Annotated in this window: 20 protein-coding genes; 16 read left to right on the forward strand and 4 right to left on the reverse strand. The window is 59.6% G+C overall.

Going from position 1 to position 22,647, the window contains the following annotated elements; genetic code table 11:
- Positions 1-33 precede the first annotated feature (33 nt).
- The gene (locus BZL43_RS26735) at positions 34-270 is read right to left on the reverse strand and encodes a hypothetical protein (protein WP_052964268.1); all 237 of its coding nucleotides are present in this window, start codon (positions 268-270) and stop codon (positions 34-36) included.
- 184 nt (positions 271-454) lie between these two features.
- Between BZL43_RS26735 and BZL43_RS26740 the strand changes: the two genes are divergently transcribed.
- The gene (locus tag BZL43_RS26740; RefSeq protein WP_095635056.1) at positions 455-1,015 is read left to right on the forward strand and encodes an NADPH-dependent FMN reductase; all 561 of its coding nucleotides are present in this window, start codon (positions 455-457) and stop codon (positions 1,013-1,015) included.
- A 128-nt stretch (positions 1,016-1,143) separates the two neighbouring features.
- On the opposite strand, the gene BZL43_RS26745 is transcribed toward BZL43_RS26740, so the two are convergent.
- On the reverse strand, positions 1,144-2,094 hold the full coding sequence (locus BZL43_RS26745) for a DUF1853 family protein (protein WP_095635057.1): 951 nt from the start codon (positions 2,092-2,094) through the stop codon (positions 1,144-1,146).
- 123 nt (positions 2,095-2,217) lie between these two features.
- Here BZL43_RS26745 and BZL43_RS26750 point away from each other — a divergent pair, with 123 nt between their 5' ends.
- The 8 genes from BZL43_RS26750 (at position 2,218) to BZL43_RS26790 (ending at position 13,250) form a co-directional block, all read left to right on the forward strand.
- Entirely contained in the window at positions 2,218-3,108 is an 891-nt protein-coding gene (locus tag BZL43_RS26750) for an NAD(+) kinase (protein ID WP_007988608.1), read from the forward strand.
- Complete coding sequence (locus BZL43_RS26755) at positions 3,105-4,079, forward strand: metallophosphoesterase (RefSeq protein WP_177409357.1); 975 nt, start codon at positions 3,105-3,107, stop codon at positions 4,077-4,079. Before BZL43_RS26750 ends, BZL43_RS26755 begins: the two co-directional genes overlap by 4 nt.
- A complete protein-coding gene (locus tag BZL43_RS26760; RefSeq protein WP_095635059.1) occupies positions 4,076-4,948 on the forward strand; it encodes a rhomboid family intramembrane serine protease in 873 nt (290 codons plus the stop codon). Before BZL43_RS26755 ends, BZL43_RS26760 begins: the two co-directional genes overlap by 4 nt.
- Before the next feature lie 31 nt (positions 4,949-4,979).
- Complete coding sequence (locus tag BZL43_RS26765) at positions 4,980-5,240, forward strand: YeaC family protein (protein ID WP_095635060.1); 261 nt, start codon at positions 4,980-4,982, stop codon at positions 5,238-5,240.
- The gene (locus BZL43_RS26770) at positions 5,237-6,067 is read left to right on the forward strand and encodes a DUF2797 domain-containing protein (RefSeq protein ID WP_095635061.1); all 831 of its coding nucleotides are present in this window, start codon (positions 5,237-5,239) and stop codon (positions 6,065-6,067) included. Before BZL43_RS26765 ends, BZL43_RS26770 begins: the two co-directional genes overlap by 4 nt.
- Before the next feature lie 10 nt (positions 6,068-6,077).
- Complete coding sequence (gene pepN, locus BZL43_RS26775) at positions 6,078-8,735, forward strand: aminopeptidase N (protein WP_095635062.1); 2,658 nt, start codon at positions 6,078-6,080, stop codon at positions 8,733-8,735.
- A gap of 1,034 nt (positions 8,736-9,769) precedes the next feature.
- On the forward strand, positions 9,770-10,837 hold the full coding sequence (locus BZL43_RS26785; RefSeq protein ID WP_095635064.1) for a YCF48-related protein: 1,068 nt from the start codon (positions 9,770-9,772) through the stop codon (positions 10,835-10,837).
- 28 nt (positions 10,838-10,865) lie between these two features.
- Entirely contained in the window at positions 10,866-13,250 is a 2,385-nt protein-coding gene (locus BZL43_RS26790; protein ID WP_095635065.1) for an RND family transporter, read from the forward strand.
- Positions 13,251-13,423: 173 nt separating this feature from the next.
- Here BZL43_RS26790 and BZL43_RS26795 read toward each other — a convergent pair whose 3' ends face one another.
- Together BZL43_RS26795 and BZL43_RS26800 are read right to left on the reverse strand one after the other, a co-directional pair.
- Positions 13,424-14,143, reverse strand: coding sequence for a FadR/GntR family transcriptional regulator (locus BZL43_RS26795; RefSeq protein WP_168185149.1), 720 nt, complete (start codon positions 14,141-14,143; stop codon positions 13,424-13,426).
- Between the two features lie 124 nt (positions 14,144-14,267).
- Positions 14,268-16,004 (reverse strand): IlvD/Edd family dehydratase, encoded by a 1,737-nt coding sequence (locus BZL43_RS26800; RefSeq protein WP_095635067.1) that lies wholly within the window; start codon positions 16,002-16,004, stop codon positions 14,268-14,270.
- A gap of 193 nt (positions 16,005-16,197) precedes the next feature.
- Here BZL43_RS26800 and BZL43_RS26805 point away from each other — a divergent pair, with 193 nt between their 5' ends.
- The 7 genes from BZL43_RS26805 (at position 16,198) to BZL43_RS28685 (ending at position 22,587) form a co-directional block, all read left to right on the forward strand.
- Complete coding sequence (locus tag BZL43_RS26805) at positions 16,198-17,520, forward strand: MFS transporter (protein ID WP_095635068.1); 1,323 nt, start codon at positions 16,198-16,200, stop codon at positions 17,518-17,520.
- A gap of 159 nt (positions 17,521-17,679) precedes the next feature.
- Positions 17,680-18,672 (forward strand): AraD1 family protein, encoded by a 993-nt coding sequence (gene araD1 / locus BZL43_RS26810; RefSeq protein ID WP_095635069.1) that lies wholly within the window; start codon positions 17,680-17,682, stop codon positions 18,670-18,672.
- Positions 18,673-18,682: 10 nt separating this feature from the next.
- Positions 18,683-20,263, forward strand: a complete 1,581-nt coding sequence (locus tag BZL43_RS26815; RefSeq protein ID WP_095635070.1) for an aldehyde dehydrogenase (NADP(+)) — start codon at positions 18,683-18,685, stop codon at positions 20,261-20,263.
- A 199-nt stretch (positions 20,264-20,462) separates the two neighbouring features.
- On the forward strand, positions 20,463-20,759 hold the full coding sequence (locus BZL43_RS26820; protein WP_095635071.1) for a DUF5629 family protein: 297 nt from the start codon (positions 20,463-20,465) through the stop codon (positions 20,757-20,759).
- Positions 20,752-21,921 carry a lactonase family protein gene (locus tag BZL43_RS26825; RefSeq protein ID WP_168185150.1) on the forward strand — a complete coding sequence of 390 codons (1,170 nt, stop codon included), beginning with the start codon at positions 20,752-20,754 and terminating at the stop codon, positions 21,919-21,921. The genes BZL43_RS26820 and BZL43_RS26825 overlap by 8 nt, the downstream gene beginning before the upstream one ends.
- A gap of 154 nt (positions 21,922-22,075) precedes the next feature.
- Positions 22,076-22,255, forward strand: a complete 180-nt coding sequence (locus tag BZL43_RS26830; RefSeq protein ID WP_095635073.1) for a hypothetical protein — start codon at positions 22,076-22,078, stop codon at positions 22,253-22,255.
- Positions 22,256-22,461: 206 nt separating this feature from the next.
- Positions 22,462-22,587, forward strand: a complete 126-nt coding sequence (locus BZL43_RS28685; RefSeq protein ID WP_256582920.1) for a hypothetical protein — start codon at positions 22,462-22,464, stop codon at positions 22,585-22,587.
- Positions 22,588-22,647 lie beyond the last annotated feature (60 nt).

Consider the following 22,647-nt stretch of genomic DNA (forward strand, 5'->3'; position numbering starts at 1 on the left):
TGCGCGCCTATGACTTCTGCTCATAACAGCGGGTTATGAGGCCACGTTCGTTTCAGGTTCACGAGTGAGGGTAACGCCCGACTGCACTAGCACAAATTCGTTGTCGTCGAGTTTGTTGAGGCGGTCGCCAATGGCCAGCTTATAAGTGGTGACAGGCACCGAGCCGGCAAGGCCGTCGTGTGACGGGGTGGATTCCTGGAACTCATGCACGGAATAAACGCGGCCTTCCGCGTCTCTTGCATGGAACTGACCGACGAGTACTGCTGCCATCTGCTTAGAACCTCTGGAGATAAATCACTCAATTTGCGGTTCTGTAGACCGTGGTTGGGCGAGGTAAGTTTTCCTACAGGAAAAAAATAGTCAGGGGCGGCGTTTTTCCGTCGTCCGCTGGTTGAATCGTCATTTGATCATCTATAACTAGTAGCTCTTTCCATCGGACAGTCGAGAATTCTCCATGAACAACGTCTACGAGATCGCCGTTCTGGTCGGCAGCCTGAGAAAAGCGTCGATCAACCGCAAGATCGCGCTGGCGCTGGCCGAGCTGGCCCCTGCCAATCTGAAGCTGAGCATCGTCGAGATCGGTGATTTGCCGCTCTACAACGAAGACATCGATGGCGAATCACCGCCGGCAGCCTACAGCACTTTCCGACAACAAGTGAGTTCATCCGACGCGGTGCTGTTCGTGACCCCGGAATATAACCGTTCGGTACCGGCGCCATTGAAGAATGCGATCGACGTGGGGTCGCGCCCTTATGGCAAGAGTGCCTGGAACGGCAAACCGGGCGCAGTGATCAGCGCTTCACCGGGTGCCGTCGGTGGATTCGGCGCCAACCACAATATTCGCCAGTCCATGGTGTTTCTCAATGTGCCGTGCATGCAGCAGCCGGAAGCCTACCTGGGCGGCGCCGGTTCAGCGTTTGACGAGGCGGGCAAGTTGTCGGAGTCGGTCAGGCCGTTTCTGCAGAAGTTCATCGATGCGTATGCGCTGTGGGTTGAGCAGCATAAAAAGCAGTGACCTTTCCCATCCAGACCGCGTCGGGCCCATTCGCGGGCAAGCCTCGCTCCTACAGATAAGCGTCGTAACCAACACAAAACCTGTAGGAGGCTTGCCCGCGAAGAGGCCAGTCCATTCACCACATAAACTCAACCATTACCCGGCACATTCGGCCAAAGGTCGGACACCAGAAACAGCCGCTCGGCTTCTTCCCAATCGCCTTTGCCATTCTCTGTCAGCCGCACCATCAATTGCGCCGGTGCCAGCGGGTCCAGATCGTTCAGCCAGGCGCTCAGCTGTTCAGTGTTCCAGGTTTGCTCTTCGGGATAGTGCGCCGGCGCCAGCCAGGCATGGCGGGGCAGGGGTTGCCAGCGGCCGAACGGGCGTTGCACGACAAAGTCCGCCCAGTCCTTCTGATGCAACCAGCTACCGCGCAAATGTTGAGGATGCGCGCCGCTCGGTGACGCGGCCTGCCCCGGCCACGGATAGAGCAGATAGCCGCCAAGCCACAGGTGCGCGCTGAACTGCTGGATATCCAGCGACGCCAGCACTGCACGGCTTTCCGCCCGCGCGGAAATCGGTAATTGATGCTGGCTCAGGTGCTTCAGTTTGCGGTCGAGCCGGTCATGACAACCCGGTCCCAGCCACTGGGCGGTGTCGTGGCCGTCACCGTTCTGTGGCCCCAGATAAAGCTTGATCGCCAGTTCCAGGTGATGCACGCCATCGCGATCGCGCAGCAGCATGTCCAGCTCACCCAAGGTGTGGCCTTCACGGCGGATCGGCATGTTGGCGGCAATCAGTTCGATGCCAGGCGCGTGCCGTACGGCGTATTGCCACAGCCGCTCATAGTACAGGCCCAGTCGCCGGGTCCTGGCCTGGGCCAGCCAGTGCAACAAGTCGTAACTGTCGCGATCCAGTTGCCGGAGCCAGTGTTCCAGGCGCTCCGGTGCCTGCACCCAGTCGCTGCCGGCCAGTGGATGACGTTGCGGCCAAGGCGTGACGGCCAGCATCGGCGGCGTGAGGATGACCCAGGCCAGGTCGCGCACTTCAGGATGGCGCAACTGGTGAGGTAACTGGAGCAAATCTGGAAATAGGATCATCTTGCGAGCATAGCCCGAAACGTAAGCGCACCGTCGTGGCTGAAAGGGTTTTGTCTACGCCGTGCTTTCGCCCATAATCGGGTTTTTCGCCGTCGCAGGCCCCCGCATCCTAATAGGAGCCCCATGGAGCAATTTCGTAATATCGGCATCATCGGTCGCCTGGGCAGTTCTCAGGTGCTGGATACCGTCCGCCGACTGAAACGGTTTCTGCTCGATCGTCACCTGCACGTGATCCTCGAAGACACCATCGCCGAAGTCCTGCCCGGTCATGGCCTGCAAACTTCGTCGCGCAAGATGCTCGGTGAAGTCTGTGACATGGTGATTGTGGTCGGTGGCGACGGCAGCCTGCTGGGCGCCGCACGGGCGCTGGCCCGACACAATATCCCGGTGCTCGGCATCAACCGTGGCAGCCTGGGGTTCCTCACCGATATCCGCCCCGATGAGCTCGAAGTCAAAGTCGCCGAAGTGCTCGACGGTCACTATCTGGTGGAAAACCGTTTCCTGCTGCAAGCCGAAGTGCGGCGCCACGCCGAGGCCATCGGCCAGGGCGATGCGCTGAACGATGTGGTGCTGCACCCCGGCAAATCGACGCGGATGATCGAGTTCGAGTTGTACATCGACGGCCAGTTCGTGTGCAGCCAGAAGGCCGACGGCCTGATCGTCGCCACGCCGACCGGTTCGACCGCCTACGCACTGTCGGCGGGTGGCCCGATCATGCATCCCAAGCTCGACGCTATTGTGATTGTGCCGATGTACCCCCATACCTTGTCAGGTAGACCGATCGTGGTCGATGGCAACAGTGAGCTGAAAATCGTCGTGTCCAAAGATATGCAGATTTACCCGCAAGTTTCCTGTGACGGGCAGAACCACTTCACCTGCGCGCCCGGTGACACCATTACCGTTAGCAAGAAAGCGCAGAAACTGCGGCTGATTCACCCGCTCGACCACAACTACTATGAAGTCTGCCGGACGAAGCTCGGCTGGGGCAGCAAGTTGGGTGGCGGAGGCGACTGATGCTCGATCCCGCGCGTAGCTACGACCTGATCGGTGACGTGCACGGTTGCGCTCTGACCCTTGAGCACTTGCTCGACCGGCTCGGTTACCACAAGCAGGCTGGCGTCTGGCGGCATCCGTCGCGCATGGCGGTGTTCCTGGGCGACATCATCGACCGCGGCCCGCGGATTCGCGAGGCGCTGCACATCGTCCGCGACATGGTCGAAGCGGGCCAGGCGCTGTGCATCATGGGCAACCATGAATTCAATGCTCTTGGCTGGAGCACGCCAGCGCCGCCGGGCAGTGGCCAGCAGTTCGTGCGTGAACATACGCCGCGCCACGCGCGCCTGCTCAAGGAAACCCTGACCCAGTTCGAAGATCATCCCGCAGAGTGGCATGACTTTCTGCAATGGTTCTATGAATTGCCTCTGTTCGTCGATGCCGGGCGTTTCCGGGTGGTGCATGCCTGTTGGGATGCCGGCCTGATCGAGCCGTTGCGCGGATTGTTTCCCGACGGTTGCATCGATGAGCATTTCCTCCAGGCCTCCGCGGTGCCGGGCAGTTTTGCCTGCACTGTGTTCGATCGCCTGTTGCGCGGTACTGACATGCGCTTGCCCCACGGGTTGACCATGACCAGCGGCGACGGCCTGACGCGCTCGTTTTTCCGCACCAAGTTCTGGGAAGACGACCCGCAAACCTACGGAGATATCGTGTTTCAGCCCGACGCCTTACCTGAACCGGTGGCCCGCACGCCGTTGTCATCCACCGAAAAAGACAACTTGCTGCGCTACGGCGTCGATGAGCCGCTGTTGTTCGTCGGCCACTACTGGCGCAGCGGTAAACCGGCACCGATCCGTCCGAACCTGGCGTGCCTGGATTACAGCGCGGTGCTTTACGGCAAACTGGTCGCTTATCGTCTGGATCAGGAAACCCGTCTCGACCCGCACAAATTTGTCTGGGTCGATGTCGAACGGCCGGAGGTGCTGCAATGACGGCGGTGGCGGTATTGCGTCTGCCCCTGGCGGTGGATTTGAGCGGGTTCGTCAAACTGCTGCAGCGCATGCAAGTGCCCCATCGGGTCAGCGAAGAGGCGGGCGAGCAAGTGCTGTGGGTGCCGGCCAGCATCAGCGAAGACGTGCGCTCGTTGTACGAACGCTTTCCGGCGGGCGACCCCGATCAGCAACTGGATATTTCGATGGCTCAGACCCAGCCGCGTCCGGGCTTCGTCGAGCAGTTGCGCCACAGCAAGGCTACAGCGTTCGTGCTGTTGCTGACCCTGATTGTCGCCATGGTGACGTTGCTGGGCGATAACCTCGAAACGATACGCTGGCTGACCTTCCTCGATTTCCGCGTGGTCGGTGAGTACATCCATTTCACGCCACTGGCCGACAGCCTGGCGGCGGGGCAGTGGTGGCGTCTGGTCACGCCGATGCTGATCCACTTCGGCATCCTGCACCTGGCCATGAATGCCATGTGGTACTGGGAATTGGGGCGGCGCATCGAATCGCGGCAGGGCAGCATCAACCTGATCGGCCTGACATTGCTGTTCAGCCTGGTGTCCAATTATGTCCAGTTCCTTTTCAGCGGCCCGAGCCTGTTTGGCGGGTTGTCCGGGGTGCTGTACGGTCTGCTCGGGCATTGCTGGATCTTCCAGCTTCTGGCGCCAAACCCGACGTATCGCCTGCCCCGAGGGGTGTTGGTGATGATGCTGGTGTGGTTGCTGGTGTGCCTGTCCGGGCTGATCTCGATGATCGGCTTCGGCCAGATTGCCAACGCGGCCCACGTCAGCGGGTTACTCATCGGATGCTTCACCGGTTTGTTGGGCGGTTTGTACAACCGCCGTAAACTGACTTCCAGATAAATTATGTGAATTAAAGAGCGCGGAGCCCTTGATGTCCTCTTTTAATGAAATGATCAAAAACATCACCCCGGATATCTACCAGAGCCTGAAACTGGCGGTGGAAATCGGCAAATGGTCCGACGGTGGCAAACTCACCGCCGAGCAGCGCGAACTGTCCCTGCAAGCGATGATCGCCTGGGAAATCCAGAACCTGCCTGAAGAAGAGCGCACCGGCTACATGGGCCCGCAGGAATGCCAGTCGAAGTCGATCGAAGTGCCAAACATTCTGTTCAAATCGGATGCCGTCCATTGATCGAGATTGGCCGCGGTGCAATCAGCAAAATGTCGGCGCGCCTTGACGGGCCGAACGTTCAGTACGCTTTTCGTCTGGGCGACGCCGAGGTACCGGTCAATCCGTTGATCGGTACTACGGTGCGCCTGGAATACCTGGGGGCGATCCACTGCACCCATTGCGGACGCAAGACCAAAACCAGTTTCAGCCAGGGTTATTGCTACCCGTGCATGACCAAACTGGCCCAGTGCGATATTTGCATCATGAGCCCGGAACGCTGCCACTACGACGCCGGCACCTGCCGTGAGCCTGCGTGGGGCGAAAAGTTCTGCATGACCGATCATGTGGTGTATCTGGCCAATTCGTCGGGGATCAAGGTCGGCATAACCCGCGCCACGCAGTTGCCTACCCGTTGGCTCGATCAGGGCGCCAGCCAGGCCCTGCCGATCATGCGCGTCGCAACCCGTCAGCAGTCAGGTTTCGTCGAAGACCTGTTCCGCAGTCAGGTAGCCGACAAGACCAACTGGCGTGCTTTACTCAAGGGCGATGCGGTATCGGTGGACCTGGCACAGGTTCGCGATCAGCTGTTTGAAAGTTGTGCGCCAGGTTTGCAAGGTTTGCAGGAACGATTTGGCCTGCAAGCAATCCAGACCATTACCGATGTCGAGCCGCTCGAAATCCGCTACCCGGTCGAGCAATACCCGGCCAAGATTGTCAGCTTCAACCTGGACAAGAATCCGGTTGCCGAAGGCACGCTGTTGGGGATCAAGGGTCAGTACCTGATTTTCGACACCGGCGTGATCAATATTCGTAAATACACGGCTTACCAGCTCGCCGTGCATCAGTAAGGATTCCAGTATGCGCACCGAACAACCGAAGATGATTTACCTGAAGGACTATCAGGCACCTGAGTACCTGATCGACGAGACGCACCTGACCTTCGAGTTGTTCGAGGACCACAGCCTGGTCCATGCGCAACTGGTGATGCGCCGTAATCCTGAGCGTGGCCCGGGCCTGCCGCCGCTGGTGCTGGACGGCCAGCAACTCGAGCTGCTGTCGGTGACATTGGCCGATCGTGAGCTGAGCGCTGCCGATTACCAACTGACCGAGAACCATCTGACCCTGCAACCGACCGAGACACGCTTCACGGTCGACACCAGCGTGCGGATCCACCCGGAAACCAACACCGCCCTGGAAGGCCTGTACAAATCCGGCACCATGTTCTGCACCCAGTGTGAAGCCGAAGGTTTCCGCAAAATCACCTATTACCTCGACCGCCCGGACGTGATGAGCACGTTCACCACCACGGTGGTCGCCGAACAGCATAGCTACCCGGTGCTGCTGTCCAACGGCAACCCGATTGCCTCGGGGCCCGGCGAAGACGGCCGGCACTGGGCGACCTGGGAAGACCCGTTCAAGAAGCCTGCCTACCTGTTCGCGCTGGTGGCCGGTGACCTGTGGTGCGTCGAAGATACGTTCACCACCATGACCGAGCGCTCCGTGGCGCTGCGCATTTACGTCGAGCCAGAAAACATCGACAAGTGCCAGCACGCCATGAACAGCCTGAAGAAGTCCATGCGCTGGGACGAAGAGGTTTACGGTCGCGAGTACGACCTGGACATCTTCATGATCGTCGCAGTCAACGACTTCAACATGGGTGCCATGGAGAACAAGGGCCTCAACATCTTCAACTCCAGCGCCGTGCTTGCCCGGGCCGAAACCGCTACCGACGCCGCGCACCAGCGTGTAGAAGCAATCGTTGCCCACGAATACTTCCACAACTGGTCGGGCAACCGTGTGACCTGCCGTGACTGGTTCCAGCTGTCGCTCAAGGAAGGCTTCACCGTGTTCCGGGATTCGGAATTCTCCGCTGACATGAACTCGGCCACGGTCAAGCGCATCCAGGACGTGGCGTACCTGCGCACCCACCAGTTCGCCGAAGACGCCGGCCCCATGGCCCACGCCGTGCGCCCGGACAGCTTCATCGAGATTTCCAACTTCTACACCCTGACCGTGTACGAAAAAGGTTCGGAAGTGGTTGGCATGATCCACACCTTGCTGGGCGCCGAAGGGTTCCGCAAAGGCAGTGACCTTTACTTCGAACGCCATGACGGCCAGGCCGTGACCTGCGACGATTTCATCAAGGCCATGGAAGATGCCAACGGCGTTGACCTGACCCAATTCAAACGCTGGTACAGCCAGGCCGGCACACCGCGTCTGGTGGTGAGCGAGTCCTACGACGGCGCAGCAAAAACCTACAGCCTGACCTTCCGCCAGAGCTGCCCGCAAACCCCGGACAAGGTGGAAAAGCTGCCGTTCGTGATTCCAGTGGAACTGGGCCTGCTGGACAGCAAGGGCGCCGAGATTGCCCTGCGTCTTGCTGGCGAAGCCAGTGCTCAAGGCACTTCGCGGGTCATTTCGGTGACAGAAGCCGAGCAGACCTTCACCTTCGTAGGCATTGCGCAAAAGCCGCTGCCTTCATTGCTGCGCGGCTTCTCGGCGCCAGTGAAACTGAGCTTCCCGTACGATCGCGATCAGCTGATGTTCCTGATGCAGCACGACAGCGACGGTTTCAACCGCTGGGATGCCGGCCAGCAATTGTCGGTGCAGGTGCTGCAAGAGTTGATCGAACAGCAGCAGAAGGGTGAAGCGCTGGTGCTGGATCAGCGTCTGGTTTCAGCACTGCGTACCGTGCTGTCCGATGAGACGCTGGATCAGGCGATGGTCGCCGAAATGCTTTCGCTGCCGGGCGAGGCGTATCTGACCGAGATCAGTGAAGTGGCTGACGTAGACGCCATCCACACAGCTCGCGAGTTTGCCCGCAAGCAATTGGCTGAAGGTTTGTTCGAAGCATTGTGGCTGCGTTATCAGGCCAATCGCGATCTCTCGAAGAAAACACCGTATGTGGCCGAAGCCGAGCATTTCGCCCGCCGCGCACTGCAAAACATTGCGCTGTCGTACCTGATGCTCAGCGGCAAGCCGGAAGTCTTGGCGGCAACCCTTGAGCAGTTCGACACCAGCGACAACATGACTGAACGTCTGACGGCGTTGGCGGTGTTGGTCAATTCGCCGTTCGAAGAGCAGAAAGCCACGGCGCTGGCGACCTTCGCCGAACACTTCAAGGACAATCCGCTGGTGATGGATCAGTGGTTCAGCGTTCAGGCCGGCAGCCCGTTGCCGGGCGGGCTGGAGCGGGTCAAAGCCCTGATGCAGCACCCGGCGTTCACCATCAAGAACCCGAACAAAGTACGGGCACTGATCGGTGCGTTTGCCGGACAGAACCTGATCAACTTCCACGCGGCCGATGGTTCGGGGTATCGGTTCCTGGCGGATCTGGTGATCGAGTTGAACGGGTTCAACCCGCAGATCGCTTCTCGCCAACTGGCGCCGCTGACTCGCTGGCGCAAATACGACGACGCTCGTCAGGCGTTGATGAAAGGCGAGCTGGAGCGGATTCGCGCTTCGGGGCAACTGTCCAGCGATGTGTTTGAAGTGGTCAGCAAGAGCCTGGCTTGAGTTTGGCCTTGCTCCCTCAGGGTTCACTCGGCCCCCGTAGGAGCGAGGCTTGCCCGCGAAGGCGTCCTGATACCCGGCCGGGATTTTTGATGGTGTACATATCCGTTGCTGCGGTAACGGCTACCTATGGTTTCGCCCTTACGGCGAGTCCCTTTTGGCAAACGCCCCAAAAGGAACCAAAAGGTCTCGCCCCAAGCGTACGGCCCCTCGCTAAGGCTCGGCGTTCCTTCGCTCCGGTATCCATCTGGGGGTATCGCCCTACGGTCTGCTTCGCTACGACCTACATGCGATGGGTTCGACTGCGTCGAACGGCGCTCGCGCCAATCCCCAGATGAACACCTCCGCTCTGCCTCCCGAAGGGGCGGGTAGATCAAGATCAAAAGCCAAGCAAAGCAAATGCAAGATCAAAAGATCGCAGCCTCGCTTCGCTCGACAGCTCCTACAGGGAAATGCGTTCGCTTGAGATCAGGCCGGCCGGTAGGCCGCCTTGCTTTTGATTTTGACGCACCGCCCCCTCGAGAGGCCGAGAGGAGGTTCTGCGCAGTGGGCAACCCGGCATGGATGCCGGGTTAGCCGCCCCCGGCCATGGATGGCCGATGGCGGCGGGCCCACGGAGCAGGGCCGGAGCGAGGGTATGCCGAGCCTGGGCGAGGCACCGAACGAAAGGGGCAAAAGCGTTTTGGTTACTTTGGCGCTTTTCCAAAGTGACCCGCTGTAAGAGCGGAACCAATAGCCGCCGTGACCACAGAAACGGATATGTACCCCAAACCCCAAACCCCAAACCCCAAACCCCAATCACCCCTCCGAATGCCTCCCCATTCACCCACAACCCATATCCCCTCCAGTTAACAAAACATAACGTGGCGTCGATTGTCAGACCTTTCCAAACCCCGATAGGATAAGGCCAGCTTCCGAAGGGGCTCTGGATTGCGGGTTTCAGGACTATGCTCTTGAATAGGTCAATCCCGATGCGCATCCCTTACGGCGCCCTGAAGGGTTGAACGACCTAACAATAATAATGTGAGGGAAGGTCTATGAGTGAGCCTGTCATGGGTGTGAGTATTGGCCGCCCGCCGGCGTTACGCAGGTTCGCGTTGCTGGCTACAGCGCTCTCGCTGTTGGGCTGTACCGTGCTGTCGGCGCCCGCGCTGGCCGCTGCCGCGTCGGCCACCGAACGGGTTTATTCCGTTGAATCCGCCAAGGCCAGCAAAGGCCTGATGCTCGATGTCGTACACGCGGGCAAACGCCTGGTGGCGGTCGGCGATCGCGGGCACATTCTGTATTCCGATGACCAGGGCGCAACCTGGACCCAGGCCAAGGTGCCGACCCGGCAACTGCTGACGGCGGTGTTTTTTGTCGATGACAAACACGGTTGGGCTGTTGGCCATGACGCGCAGATCCTCGCCAGTGAAGACGGCGGCGTCACCTGGAGCAAACAATTCGAAGACCTTGCACGCGAATCGCCGCTGCTCGACGTCTGGTTCAAGGACGTTAACAGCGGCTTTGCCGTGGGCGCTTACGGTGCCTTGCTGGAAACCACCGATGGCGGTAAAAACTGGGAAGACGTCAGCGATCGCCTGGACAACGAAGACCAGTACCACCTCAACGCCATTGCAGCGGTCAAGGATTCCGGCATTTTCATTGTTGGCGAACAGGGCAGCATGTTCCGTTCCGCCGATGACGGGCAGACCTGGGAAAAACTTGAAGGCCCTTACGAAGGCTCGCTGTTCGGTGTGATCGGCACCGCGCAACCGGCCACGCTGCTGGCTTACGGGTTGCGCGGCAATCTCTACCGCTCCACGGATTTCGGCAGCACCTGGGAGCAGATCGAGCTCAAGGCGGACCGTGGCACTCTGGAATTTGGCCTCTCTGGCGCCACACTGCTTGACGACGGTTCCATCGTGATCGTCGGCAATGGAGGCAGCGTGATTCGCAGCACCGATGACGGCGAAACCTTCAGCGTGTTCAACCGTCCGGATCGCATTTCCGTCTCGGCGGTCACTGCGTCAGGCAACGGCAATCTGATTCTGGCAGGACAGGGAGGCGTTCGCGTCACTTCGCCCACCGGCGCAGAGAATGGAAAAAACGGGTCGTCCCAATGAGCCGGGAAAATAACAAGAAGGCGGGTCTATGACATCCTTAAGCACTCCTCATCAGGATAAGGCGACGTTTCTGGAGCGCCTGATTTTCAACAACCGCCCGGCAGTCATCGTCATCTGCCTGCTGGTCAGTATTTTCCTGTTCTGGCAGGCGACGTTGATCCGGCCGTCCACCAGTTTCGAAAAAATGATCCCGCTCGAGCATCCGTTCATTGAAAAAATGATGGAGCACCGCAACGATCTGGCGAACCTGGGCAACACGGTGCGGATCTCGGTGGAGGCCACCGACGGCGACATCTTCTCCAAGGACTACATGGAGACCCTGCGTCAGATCCACGACGAGGTGTTCTACATTTCCGGCGTCGACCGTTCCGGTCTCAAGTCGCTGTGGAGCCCGAGCGTGCGCTGGACCGAAGTGACGGAGGAGGGCTTCGCTGGTGGTGAAGTGATTCCCCAGAGCTATAACGGCTCCCAGCAAAGTCTCGACCTGCTGCGCAACAACGTGCTCAAGTCCGGGCAAGTCGGACGTCTGGTGGCCAACGACTTCAAGTCGAGCATCATCGACATCCCGCTGCTGGAGTCCTACCCGGACCCACAGGACCAGGGCAAGTTGCTGGCGCTGGACTACCGCAAGTTCTCCCATGAGCTTGAAGACAAGATCCGCAACAAGTTCGAAGCCCAGAACCCCAACGTGAAGATCCATATTGTCGGGTTCGCCAAGAAAGTCGGCGACCTGATCGATGGGTTGGTCATGGTGGTGATGTTCTTCGGCGTCGCTTTTGTCATTACCCTGATCCTGCTGTACTGGTTCACCCACTGCATGCGCAGCACCATTGCGGTATTGAGCACGACGCTGGTGGCGGTGATCTGGCAACTGGGCTTGATGCACTTCTTCGGCTTCGGGCTTGATCCGTACTCGATGCTGGTGCCGTTCCTGATTTTTGCCATCGGGATTTCCCACGGTGTGCAGAAAATCAACGGTATCGCCTTGCAGTCCAGCGAAGCGGAGAACGCGCTGACCGCAGCGCGGCGCACTTTCCGTCAGCTGTTTCTGCCGGGAATGATCGCGATCCTCGCGGATGCGGTGGGCTTCATCACGCTATTGATCATCGACATTGGTGTGATCCGTGAGCTGGCCATCGGCGCCTCCATCGGCGTGGCGGTGATCGTGTTCACCAACCTGATCCTGTTGCCGGTAGCCATTTCCTACGTAGGCATCAGCAAACGCGCCGTTGAACGCAGCAAGAAAGACGCGCACCGTGAGCATCCGTTCTGGCGCCTGCTGTCGAACTTTGCCAGCCCCAAAGTTGCCCCGATTTCCATTGCCCTGGCGCTGATCGCTTTCGGTGGTGGCCTCTGGTACAGCCAGAACCTGAAGATCGGCGATCTCGACCAAGGCGCACCGGAACTGCGTCCAGACTCGCGTTATAACAAGGACAACAGCTTCATCATCAATAACTATTCCACCAGTTCCGACGTGTTGGTGGTGATGGTCAAGACCAAGTCCGAAGGTTGCTCGCGTTATGAGGCCATGGCGCCGATCGACGAGCTGATGTGGAAAATGCAGAACACCGAGGGCGTGCAATCGGCGATCTCGCTGGTGACCGTGTCCAAGCAGATGATCAAGGGCATGAACGAGGGCAACCTGAAATGGGAAACCCTGTCGCGCAACCCGGACGTGCTGAACAACTCCATCGCCCGTGCCGATGGCCTGTACAACAACAATTGTTCCCTGGCGCCGGTGCTGGTATTCCTCAACGACCACAAGGCCGAAACCCTGGACCGCGCCGTGCATGCGGTGCAGGAGTTCGCCAAGGAAAACAACAAGGAAGGCCTGGAATTCATCCTCGCCGCCGGTAATGCCGGGATCGAAGCGGCCACCAACGAGGTGATCAAACGCTCCGAACTGACCATTCTGATCCTGGTGTACATCTGTGTCGCAACCATGTGCATGATCACCTTCCGTTCCTGGGCGGCGACCTTGTGCATCGTGCTGCCGCTGGTACTGACCTCGGTCCTGGGCAACGCGCTGATGGCGTTCATGGGCATCGGCGTGAAAGTGGCGACTTTGCCGGTCGTGGCGCTCGGGGTGGGGATAGGCGTGGATTACGGGATCTACATCTACAGCCGCCTGGAAAGCTTCCTGCGTGCCGGCCTGCCGTTGCAAGAGGCGTATTACCAGACGCTGAAGTCCACCGGTAAAGCCGTGTTGTTTACCGGCCTGTGCCTGGCGATCGGCGTATGCACCTGGATCTTCTCGGCGATCAAGTTCCAGGCCGACATGGGCCTGATGCTGACCTTCATGCTGCTCTGGAACATGTTCGGCGCGTTGTGGCTGCTGCCAGCGCTGGCGCGGTTCCTGATCAAACCGGAGAAACTGGCGGGGCAGAAGGGCAACTCGCTGTTCGCTCACTGATCCCTGGCAGAAACAGAAAAGCCGCAACCTTGGTTGCGGCTTTTTTATAGGTACATGAAGATCAAAAGATCGCAGCCTTCGGCAGCTCCTACATTGATTGAGTACATCCGCAATTCAACGGTATACACGGTCCCTGTAGGAGCTGCCGAAGGCTGCGATCTTTTGACTTTGCTTTACGACAAATCGGTGCCAAGCACCACATTCAACGCACTACGCGCATCATCCAGCTGCACCAGCGTCGCATGACGCGCGCCGAGCGCATCACGATTCTCGATAGCGGTGAGGATCGCCTTGTGCCGTGGCATCGCCAGTTCATGCAGATTCGGCCGTTGGTTGGAATGTTTCAAGGCTTCGGCAATCGCCACCGACAGCATGTTGCACAGGTTCGCCAGCAGATCGTTATGCGTCGCGTCGGCGATGCGGCTGTGGAAATCCAGGTCCGGCTGCAGTAAGGCTTCAGGCGTCGGTGCCGCTTCCATGCGTTGGTAGGCTTCACCGATGGAGGCGATGTCTTCGTCGGTGGCGAATTGCGCGGCCAACGCGGCGGCGGCCGGCTCGATGATGCTGCGCACGCTGGTGAGCAGGTCAAAGAATTCATTTTGCGGACTGCTTTGCATCAGCCAGTGCAGCACATCCGGGTCGAGCATGTGCCATTCCTTGCGCGGCTTGACCACCGTGCCGACCCGCGGACGCGAATACACCAGGCCCTTGGCCACCAAGACGCGAGTGGCTTCGCGCAGCACCGGTCGGCTGACCGCGTATTCCTCGCACAGCAAGGCTTCGGCGGGCAGTTTGTCGTCCGGCTTGAACCGTCCCGAGACGATCTGCATGCCCAATTCCTGGACAATGCGCGAATGCATGCTTTTGCGGTCGGAGGGTTTGCGGTAATCCATGGGGAACGGCGCGATCCTGTGCGATGGGGTGCCGCGCATGATAGCAGGCGCGGCGCAGACTTTGAGGCGGATACAAAGCAAATGTGGGAGCTAGCAGGCTAGCTCCCACAAAAGATGTTTGCTGTCAGTGAGAGTGACGCGGCACCTCGGCCCCGCGGCAGCCAACCAGGAAGTCGAAGTCGCAACCTTGATCCGCCTGCAGTACATGGTCGATGTACAGCTGACGATAACCGCCCACGATTAACTGTTGCGGTGGTTGCAGATCCGCCATGCGCGCTGCCAGTTCCGCATCCGGAATGTCCAGATGCAAACGCCCGTTAGCGCAATCAAGCTCGATCCAGTCGCCTTCCTTCACCGTCGCCAATGGTCCGCCGGCCGCCGCTTCCGGTGCCACATGCAGAACGACAGTGCCGTAAGCGGTGCCGCTCATGCGTGCGTCGGAAATCCGCACCATGTCGGTCACGCCCCGGGCCAGCAGCTTGGCCGGTAATCCCATGTTGCCGACTTCGGCCATGCCCGGATAACCCTTCGGCCCGCAGTTCTTCATCACCAGAATCGAATGGGCATCCACGTCCAGTTCCGGATCGTTGATCCGTGCTTTGTACATGTCGAAGTTCTCGAACACCACCGCACGGCCACGGTGTTGCATCAGTTCGGCGCTCGCGGCGGAGGGCTTGAGCACCGCACCGAGTGGCGCCAGGTTGCCGCGCAACACGCAGATGCCGCCGTCGGCGCGGATCGGGTTGTCGAGGGTACGGATCACTTCGTCCTGGCCGTAAATCGGCGCGTCTTTGGTGTTCTCGCTAATGGTTTTACCGTTGACGGTGAGGGCGTTCGGGTTCGGGATCAGGTTGGCCTCGCCGAGACGACGCAGCACCGCGGGCAAGCCGCCGGCGTAGTAGAACTCTTCCATCAGGAAGCGCCCGGACGGTTGCAGGTCGACGATGGTCGGCATACCGCGACCGATGCGGGTCCAGTCGTCCAGGTCCAGCTCGACACCGATGCGCCCGGCGATGGCTTTCAAGTGGATCACCGCGTTGGTCGAACCGCCGATGGCGGCGTTCACCCGAATGGCGTTTTCGAAGGCTTCCTTGGTGAGGATTTTCGACAGCTTCAAGTCTTCGCGCACCATCTCCACCGCGCGCATGCCCGACATGTGCGCCAACACATAACGGCGGGCATCGACCGCCGGAATCGCCGCGTTGTGGGGCAGGGAAGTGCCAAGGGCTTCGGCCATGCAGGCCATGGTCGAAGCCGTGCCCATGGTGTTACAGGTACCGGCCGAGCGCGACATACCGCCCTCGGCCGCGAGGAAATCATCGAGGCTGATGGTGCCTGCCTTGACCTGTTCGCTGAGCTGCCAGACCACCGTGCCCGAGCCAATGTCCTGGCCCTTGTGCTTGCCGTTGAGCATCGGCCCCCCGGTGACGACGATTGCCGGCACGTCGCAACTGGCCGCGCCCATCAACAGCGCCGGCGTGGTTTTGTCGCAACCGGTGAGCAGCACCACGCCATCGATCGGGTTTCCGCGAATCGCTTCCTCGACGTCCATGCTCGCCAGGTTGCGGGTCAGCATGGCGGTGGGGCGCAGGTTCGATTCACCGTTGGAGAACACCGGGAATTCCACCGGAAAGCCGCCGGCTTCGATCACCCCGCGTTTGACGTGGTCCGCGATCTGGCGGAAATGCGCGTTGCACGGGGTCAGTTCCGACCAGGTGTTGCAGATGCCGATGATCGGCTTGCCGTGAAACTGATGGTCGGCGATGCCCTGATTCTTCATCCAGCTGCGGTACATGAAGCCGTTCTTGTCGGCGGTGCCAAACCATTGGGCGGAGCGCAGGGTGGGTTTCTTATCAGACATGATCGGTTCTCTTATTGTATGACTATATTGTTCGAGCTACGACGTAACATAAGCTCAATTTCGCCTGTTTGGAAGGGTTGTTGGATAAATAGTATTACTATATAGTCATTTTCAACGGAGGGATGGCCCTGGTGGTTTTCTGCCAGAGGCGTCCCCCAAGGTTCTATAACAACAACAATCGGAGACCGAACTCATGAGCCAGGAATTGCGGCTTATCCGTCGCATCACGCTGAAACTGATTCCCTTCCTGATCCTGCTGTACCTGATCGCCTATGTGGACCGCTCCGCGGTAGGTTTCGCCAAGTTGCACATGGGCGCTGACATCGGTCTGGGTGATGCGGCTTACGGCTTGGGTGCCGGGCTGTTCTTCATTGGCTACTTCCTGCTGGAAATCCCCAGCAACCTGATGCTCGACCGCTTCGGTGCCCGGCGCTGGTTCGCGCGGATCATGGTCACCTGGGGCGCCATCACCGTCGGCATGGCGTTCGTCCAGGGGCCGAACAGCTTCTACGTGATGCGTTTTCTGCTCGGTGCGGCCGAAGCGGGATTCTTCCCGGGTGTTCTGTACTACATCACCCAATGGTTCCCGATCCGCCATCGCGGCAAGATCCTGGGCTTGTTCATCCTTTCCCAACCCATCGCGATGATGATCACCGGCCCGGTCTCCGGCGGCTTGTTGGGCATGGACGGCATTCTTGGCCTGCACGGCTGGCAGTGGCTGTTTATCGTCATCGGCATGCCCGCAATCCTGCTGACCTGGCCGGTGCTGCGTTACCTGCCGGACGGTCCACAACAGGTGAAATGGATGGACCAGTCTGAGAAAGACTGGCTGACCGGCGAGCTGAAAAAAGACCTGGAACAATACGGCCAGACCCGCCACGGCAATCCGCTGCACGCATTGAAGGACAAACGCGTGTTGCTGCTGGCGCTGTTCTATCTGCCGGTGACCCTGAGCATCTACGGTCTGGGATTGTGGCTGCCGACGTTGATCAAGCAGTTCGGCGGCACTGACCTGGTGACCGGATTCGTGTCCTCGGTGCCGTACATCTTCGGGATCATCGGTTTGCTGATCATCCCGCGCAGTTCCGATCGTTTGAATGATCGCTACGGCCATCTGGCGGTGCTGTACGTGTTGGGCGCCATCGGTCTGTTCCTCAGCGCCTGGCTGTCGGTGCCGGTGCTGCAATTGGCGGCGCTGTGCCTGGTGGCGTTCGCGCTGTTTTCCTGCACTGCGGTGTTCTGGACCTTGCCGGGTCGGTTCTTCGCCGGCGCCAGCGCGGCGGCGGGGATCGCGTTGATCAACTCGGTGGGCAACCTCGGCGGCTACATCGGGCCGTTCGTGATCGGTGCGCTGAAGGAATACACCGGCAACCTGGCGTCAGGGTTGTATTTCCTGTCCTGCGTGATGGTGTTCGGCCTGGTCCTGACAGGTGTGGTTTATCGCTTGCTGGAGCGTAAGCACGTGCTGCCGGCCGATGAATTTGCGGCCAGTGCGCGTGGTGCAACCCGTACCTGACACGAAATTGGCCAACACCACCGACCCTGTGGGAGCGGGCTTGCCCGCGATAGCAATCTACCTGACGCATCAATTGTGAATGTGCCGGCGTCATCGCGGGCAAGCCCGCTCCCACAGGTTTTTTCGGTGTTTTGAAGAATTGTTTTACAGGAGAAAATCATGCGTTTGGTTCAGTTCGAATTGAATAATGGCGAACGCCGTGTCGGCGTGGTCGAGGATGGCCTGGTGCGCGAAGTGCAGGACGCGCGCTCGGTGCGGGATCTGGCGCTGGCGGCGATCGAGGCAGGGGTCAATCTTGAGCAACAGATTCAAACCCTGGGGTTGGGCATCAGCCATGACTATTCAGCGCTGCTGGCCAATCTGCAAATCCTGCCGCCGCTGGATCACCCGGACCCTGCGCATATGCTGGTCAGCGGCACCGGCCTGACCCATCTGGGCAGCGCTTCGGCCCGGGACAAAATGCATCAGCAGGTCGGCGACGAAACCGCCATGACCGACACCATGCGCATCTTCAAATGGGGCGTGGAGGGCGGTAAACCTGCCTCCGGCCAGGCCGGCGTGCAACCGGAGTGGTTCTACAAGGGCGATGGCAGCATCGTTGTGCGTCCGGGCAAACCGTTCCCGTTGCCGCCGTTTGCCGAAGATGCCGGGGAGGAGCCCGAGCTCAGCGGCCTCTATGTGATCGGCCACGACGGTAAACCGTATCGCCTCGGTTTCGCGGTGGGTAATGAGTTCTCCGATCACGTGATGGAACGCAAGAATTACCTCTATCTGGCCCATTCGAAATTGCGCAGTTGCAGCTATGGCCCGGAGCTTCGGGTTGGCGAGTTGCCCCGGCATCTGGCCGGCATCAGCCGTATCCTGCGCAATGGTGAAGTGTTGTGGCAGAACGAGTTCCTCAGTGGTGAAGCGAACATGTGCCACAGCCTGGCAAACCTCGAGTATCACCATTTCAAGTACAGCCAATTCCTGCGCCCTGGCGATGTGCACATTCATTTCTTTGGCACCGCGACCCTGTCTTTCGCTGACGGCATCCACACCCAACCAGGTGACGTGTTCGAGATCAGCCAGGCCGAGTTCGGCGCGCCCTTGATCAACGGCATTGAGCCCGTTGAAGCGGCGTTCGAACCCGGCACCGTCGGCACACTTTAAGGAGACACCCATGACCCGGATTCTTGGTCACAACTACATTGGCGGGCAGCGCAGCGCCGCTGGCGCGGTCAAACTCCAGAGCATCGACGCCAGCACCGGCGAGGCTTTGCCCCATGATTTCTATCAGGCCACCCTTGAAGAAGTCGACGCCGCCGCGAAGGCCGCCGCCACTGCTTACCCGGCCTATCGCAGCCTGAGCGCCGAACGACGTGCGCAATTTCTCGATGCGATTGCCGATGAACTGGACGCGTTGGGCGATGACTTTGTCGCGGTGGTCTGTCGCGAAACCGCGTTGCCGGCCGGTCGTATTCAAGGTGAGCGGGGGCGCACCAGCGGCCAGATGCGCCTGTTCGCCAAGGTGCTGCGGCGTGGTGATTTTTATGGGGCGCGGATTGATCGTGCGCTGCCCGAACGTACGCCATTGCCGCGTCCGGATTTGCGTCAGTACCGCATCGGCCTCGGGCCGGTCGCCGTGTTTGGCGCGAGCAACTTCCCGCTGGCGTTTTCCACGGCAGGCGGCGACACCGCTTCAGCTTTGGCCGCCGGTTGCCCGGTGGTGTTCAAGGCCCACAGCGGTCACATGGCCACTGCCGAGTGGGTGGCCGAGGCCGTGATCCGCGCGGCCGAAAAAACCGCCATGCCGGCTGGCGTGTTCAACATGATCTACGGCGGCGGAGTGGGTGAAGCGCTGGTCAAGCACCCGGCCATTCAGGCGGTCGGTTTTACCGGTTCGCTCAAAGGTGGCCGAGCGCTGTGCGACATGGCCGCAGCCCGTGCGCAGCCGATTCCGGTGTTCGCCGAGATGTCGAGCATCAACCCGGTGATCGTGCTGCCGCAAGCGCTGGAAGTTCGTGCTGAAGGTATCGCCCGTGACCTCACGGCATCGGTGGTGCAGGGCTGTGGGCAGTTCTGTACCAATCCGGGGTTGGTGATCGGCATTCGTTCGGCGCAGTTCAGCGGGTTCGTGCAGCAAGTGGCGGGGCTGATGGGCGATCAACCGGCGCAAACCATGCTCAATGCCGGCACGTTGAGCAGCTATGGCAAGGGCCTGCAGAAGCTGCTGGCACACCCGCAAATCGAGCATTTGGCCGGCAACCCGCAGCAAGGCAATCAGGCGCAACCGCAACTGTTCAAGGCCGATGTCAGCCTGCTGCTCGATGGCGATGAAGTGCTGCAAGAGGAAGTGTTCGGCCCGACCACGGTGTTCGTCGAAGTGGCAGATCAGGCGCAACTCAGTGCCGCATTGAACGGTCTGCATGGGCAGCTGACGGCAACGATCATCGGTGAGCCGGCGGACTTCGAACAATTCGGCGAACTGACGCCATTGCTGGAGCAGAAAGTCGGACGAATCCTGCTCAACGGTTATCCGACCGGTGTGGAAGTCTGCGACTCGATGGTTCATGGCGGGCCGTATCCGGCGACGTCCGATGCACGCGGCACCTCGGTGGGCACCCTGGCCATCGACCGTTTCCTGCGCCCGGTGTGCTTCCAGAACTACCCCGACAGCCTGCTGCCGGACGCGCTGAAGAACGGCAATCCGCTGCGCATCCAGCGCCTGGTCGATGGCGCGCCATCGCGTGATGCGCTCTAGCCGCCCATAGCTGATTGGCTCGGTCCGCTGGAACTGATCGTTCCCACGCTCTGCGTGGGAATGCCTCAACGGACGCTCTGCGTTCGGCTGTTGATGTGACGCAGAGCGTCACTGGCTGCATTCCCACGCGGAGCGGGGGAACGATCATTGCGGTGTGATGAGTTATTATTGCGTCTTTCCCATTCAAAGATTGACTGCCATGACTGCCGTATCCAACACCTTGCTCAGCGCCCTCGAAGTCTGCGACATGCTTGAAATCGACGGGCTGCACGCGTTCGACTTTTCCCTCGATGAAGACGACAACCTGCACATCGAATGCATGGACGGTCGGGCGCTCAAGCGCTGGGAGTTCAGCATGGCGCAGATCGCGGCGGCGACGTTCGATCCCGACTTGAAGAGCTGGATCATCACCGGCGATTCCGGTGAGCACCGGTTGGTGCCTATGGAAGCATTCGGTGGTCAGGATGACGAGGACGAAACGAATGAGGATGCGTAACTTCTGGCCACTGTTGATTGCCGGCAGTGTCGGCGCGATGGGCGTGCAAGCGGCCCCGGTCGACAGTCACGAATTGCTGGTAGGTTCCTACACCGCCGGCCAGAGCCAGGGGATTTATCGTCTGAGCTTCGACAGCCGTACCGGGCAGATCGACGCCAAACCCCTGCAGGTGGTGAAGAGCGCCAACCCGTCCTGGCTCGCCGTATCCAAGGATCAACAGCGCCTGTTCGCGGTCAACGAAAACGGCCCGGGGCAGGCGGATCCGGTAGGGCGTATCAGCAGTTATGCAATTGACCCGAAGACCAATGAATTGAACCTGATCAGTCAGGTGCAAACCCTGGGCAATGAGCCGACGCACTCAAGCGTCAGCGGCGATGCCAGTCACGTGTTTGTCAGCAACTACTCGGTGGCTGAAGACCCGGGCGGCACCCTGGCGGTGTTACCGGTGGGCACCGACGGCAAGCTAAAACCCGTGGTGCAGATGAGCAGTCATCCGTCCAGCCGGGTCAACCCCGAGCGGCAGAAGTCGGCGCACGTGCATTCGGTTGTTTCATCGCCGGATGGCCACTACGTGTTTTCCAACGACTTGGGAGCGGACAAGATTTTCGTCTATCGCTTCGATCCCAAGGCCAATCCGGAACGACCGTTGACCGCCGCCAAACCTGCGTCCGTCCAGTTGCCACCTGGTAGCGGGCCGCGACACTTGCTGTTCAGTGCCGATGGCAAGCACGCCTGGCTGACCCTGGAAATGAGCGCGCAGGTCGCCGTGTTCGATTACCGCGACGGCACGCTTGAGCAAACGCAGTTGGTCGATCTGGCGGCAGGTCTGCCGACGTCGGGCAAGGCTGCGGCGGCGCTTCACGCCTCGGTCGACGGCAAGTTCCTTTATGTCAGCAACCGGGGCACCACCAATCAGTTGTTGGTGTTCGCCATTGACCCGGCGACCGGCCATCTCAAGGAGCTCCAGCGCCGCTCCGTGGACGGTGATCACCCGCGCGAGTTCAGCCTCGACCCGAGTGGCAAGTTCGTGCTGATTGCCAATCAGAAGAGCAACCAGATTGTCGTCGTCGAGCGCGATGCCAAGACCGGGCTGTTGGGTAAAACCGTGCAGAAATTGCCGATGGATGCCCCAAGCGATCTCAAGTTCCTGGTGCGTCAATAGACCGCAGGCCCCGGTTGATGGGGCCTGCAACCTTCTATTAATGAGACTGATATCGGCTAATGTTGCAAAGCATTTCAAGGCACCGACCCTCGGGAGTTAAGTTTGCTTCACGGCCCCACCGGGCATGAAGCCAACTGAATCGAGGAACACCGCCATGAATTTCAATCTCTTCTCTGTCATCGCCGCTTCCGCTATTTCCGCCACTGTTGCATTACCCGCCAATGCCAACGTTGAAATCAGCGACAAAAAATCCCACACCCAAAGCTACACCCCGAAATACCTGCAACAGAGCGCCAATTTCTACGCCGCACTGGATCACAAATCCCAACACTGAAACGTAGACCCTGCACTTTTATGCAGGAGCGAACTCACTTGCTGATCGAGCTGCCCAGGTGTCGAAAAGCATCGAAGTGATGTCGCTCCTGCATAACGCGATTACGACAGCATCATATTGCTATCAATGTCTTGCTTGATATCACATGGCCATGAGTTTAAATTTGACGCTGATTTTTTGACTCCTTCTCTAAAAGGATCGGCAGCATGGCGATGCGTCTGGCAATGGTTCTCCTGTTTCTCTATTCCACACCGATTCTGTCGGCTGCCCAGCCCGTTCCTGACGAGCCGGATGCGGCCCGTGAGCGCTTGATGAGTTTTATCGAAGACTGAAACATGCGGGTGAATGATCAATAAAACTGATAGCCACTATGCATAAAGCTCGCTGGTTAT

Source organism: Pseudomonas sp. PICF141, assembly GCF_002286815.1.
Taxonomy (GTDB): domain Bacteria; phylum Pseudomonadota; class Gammaproteobacteria; order Pseudomonadales; family Pseudomonadaceae; genus Aquipseudomonas.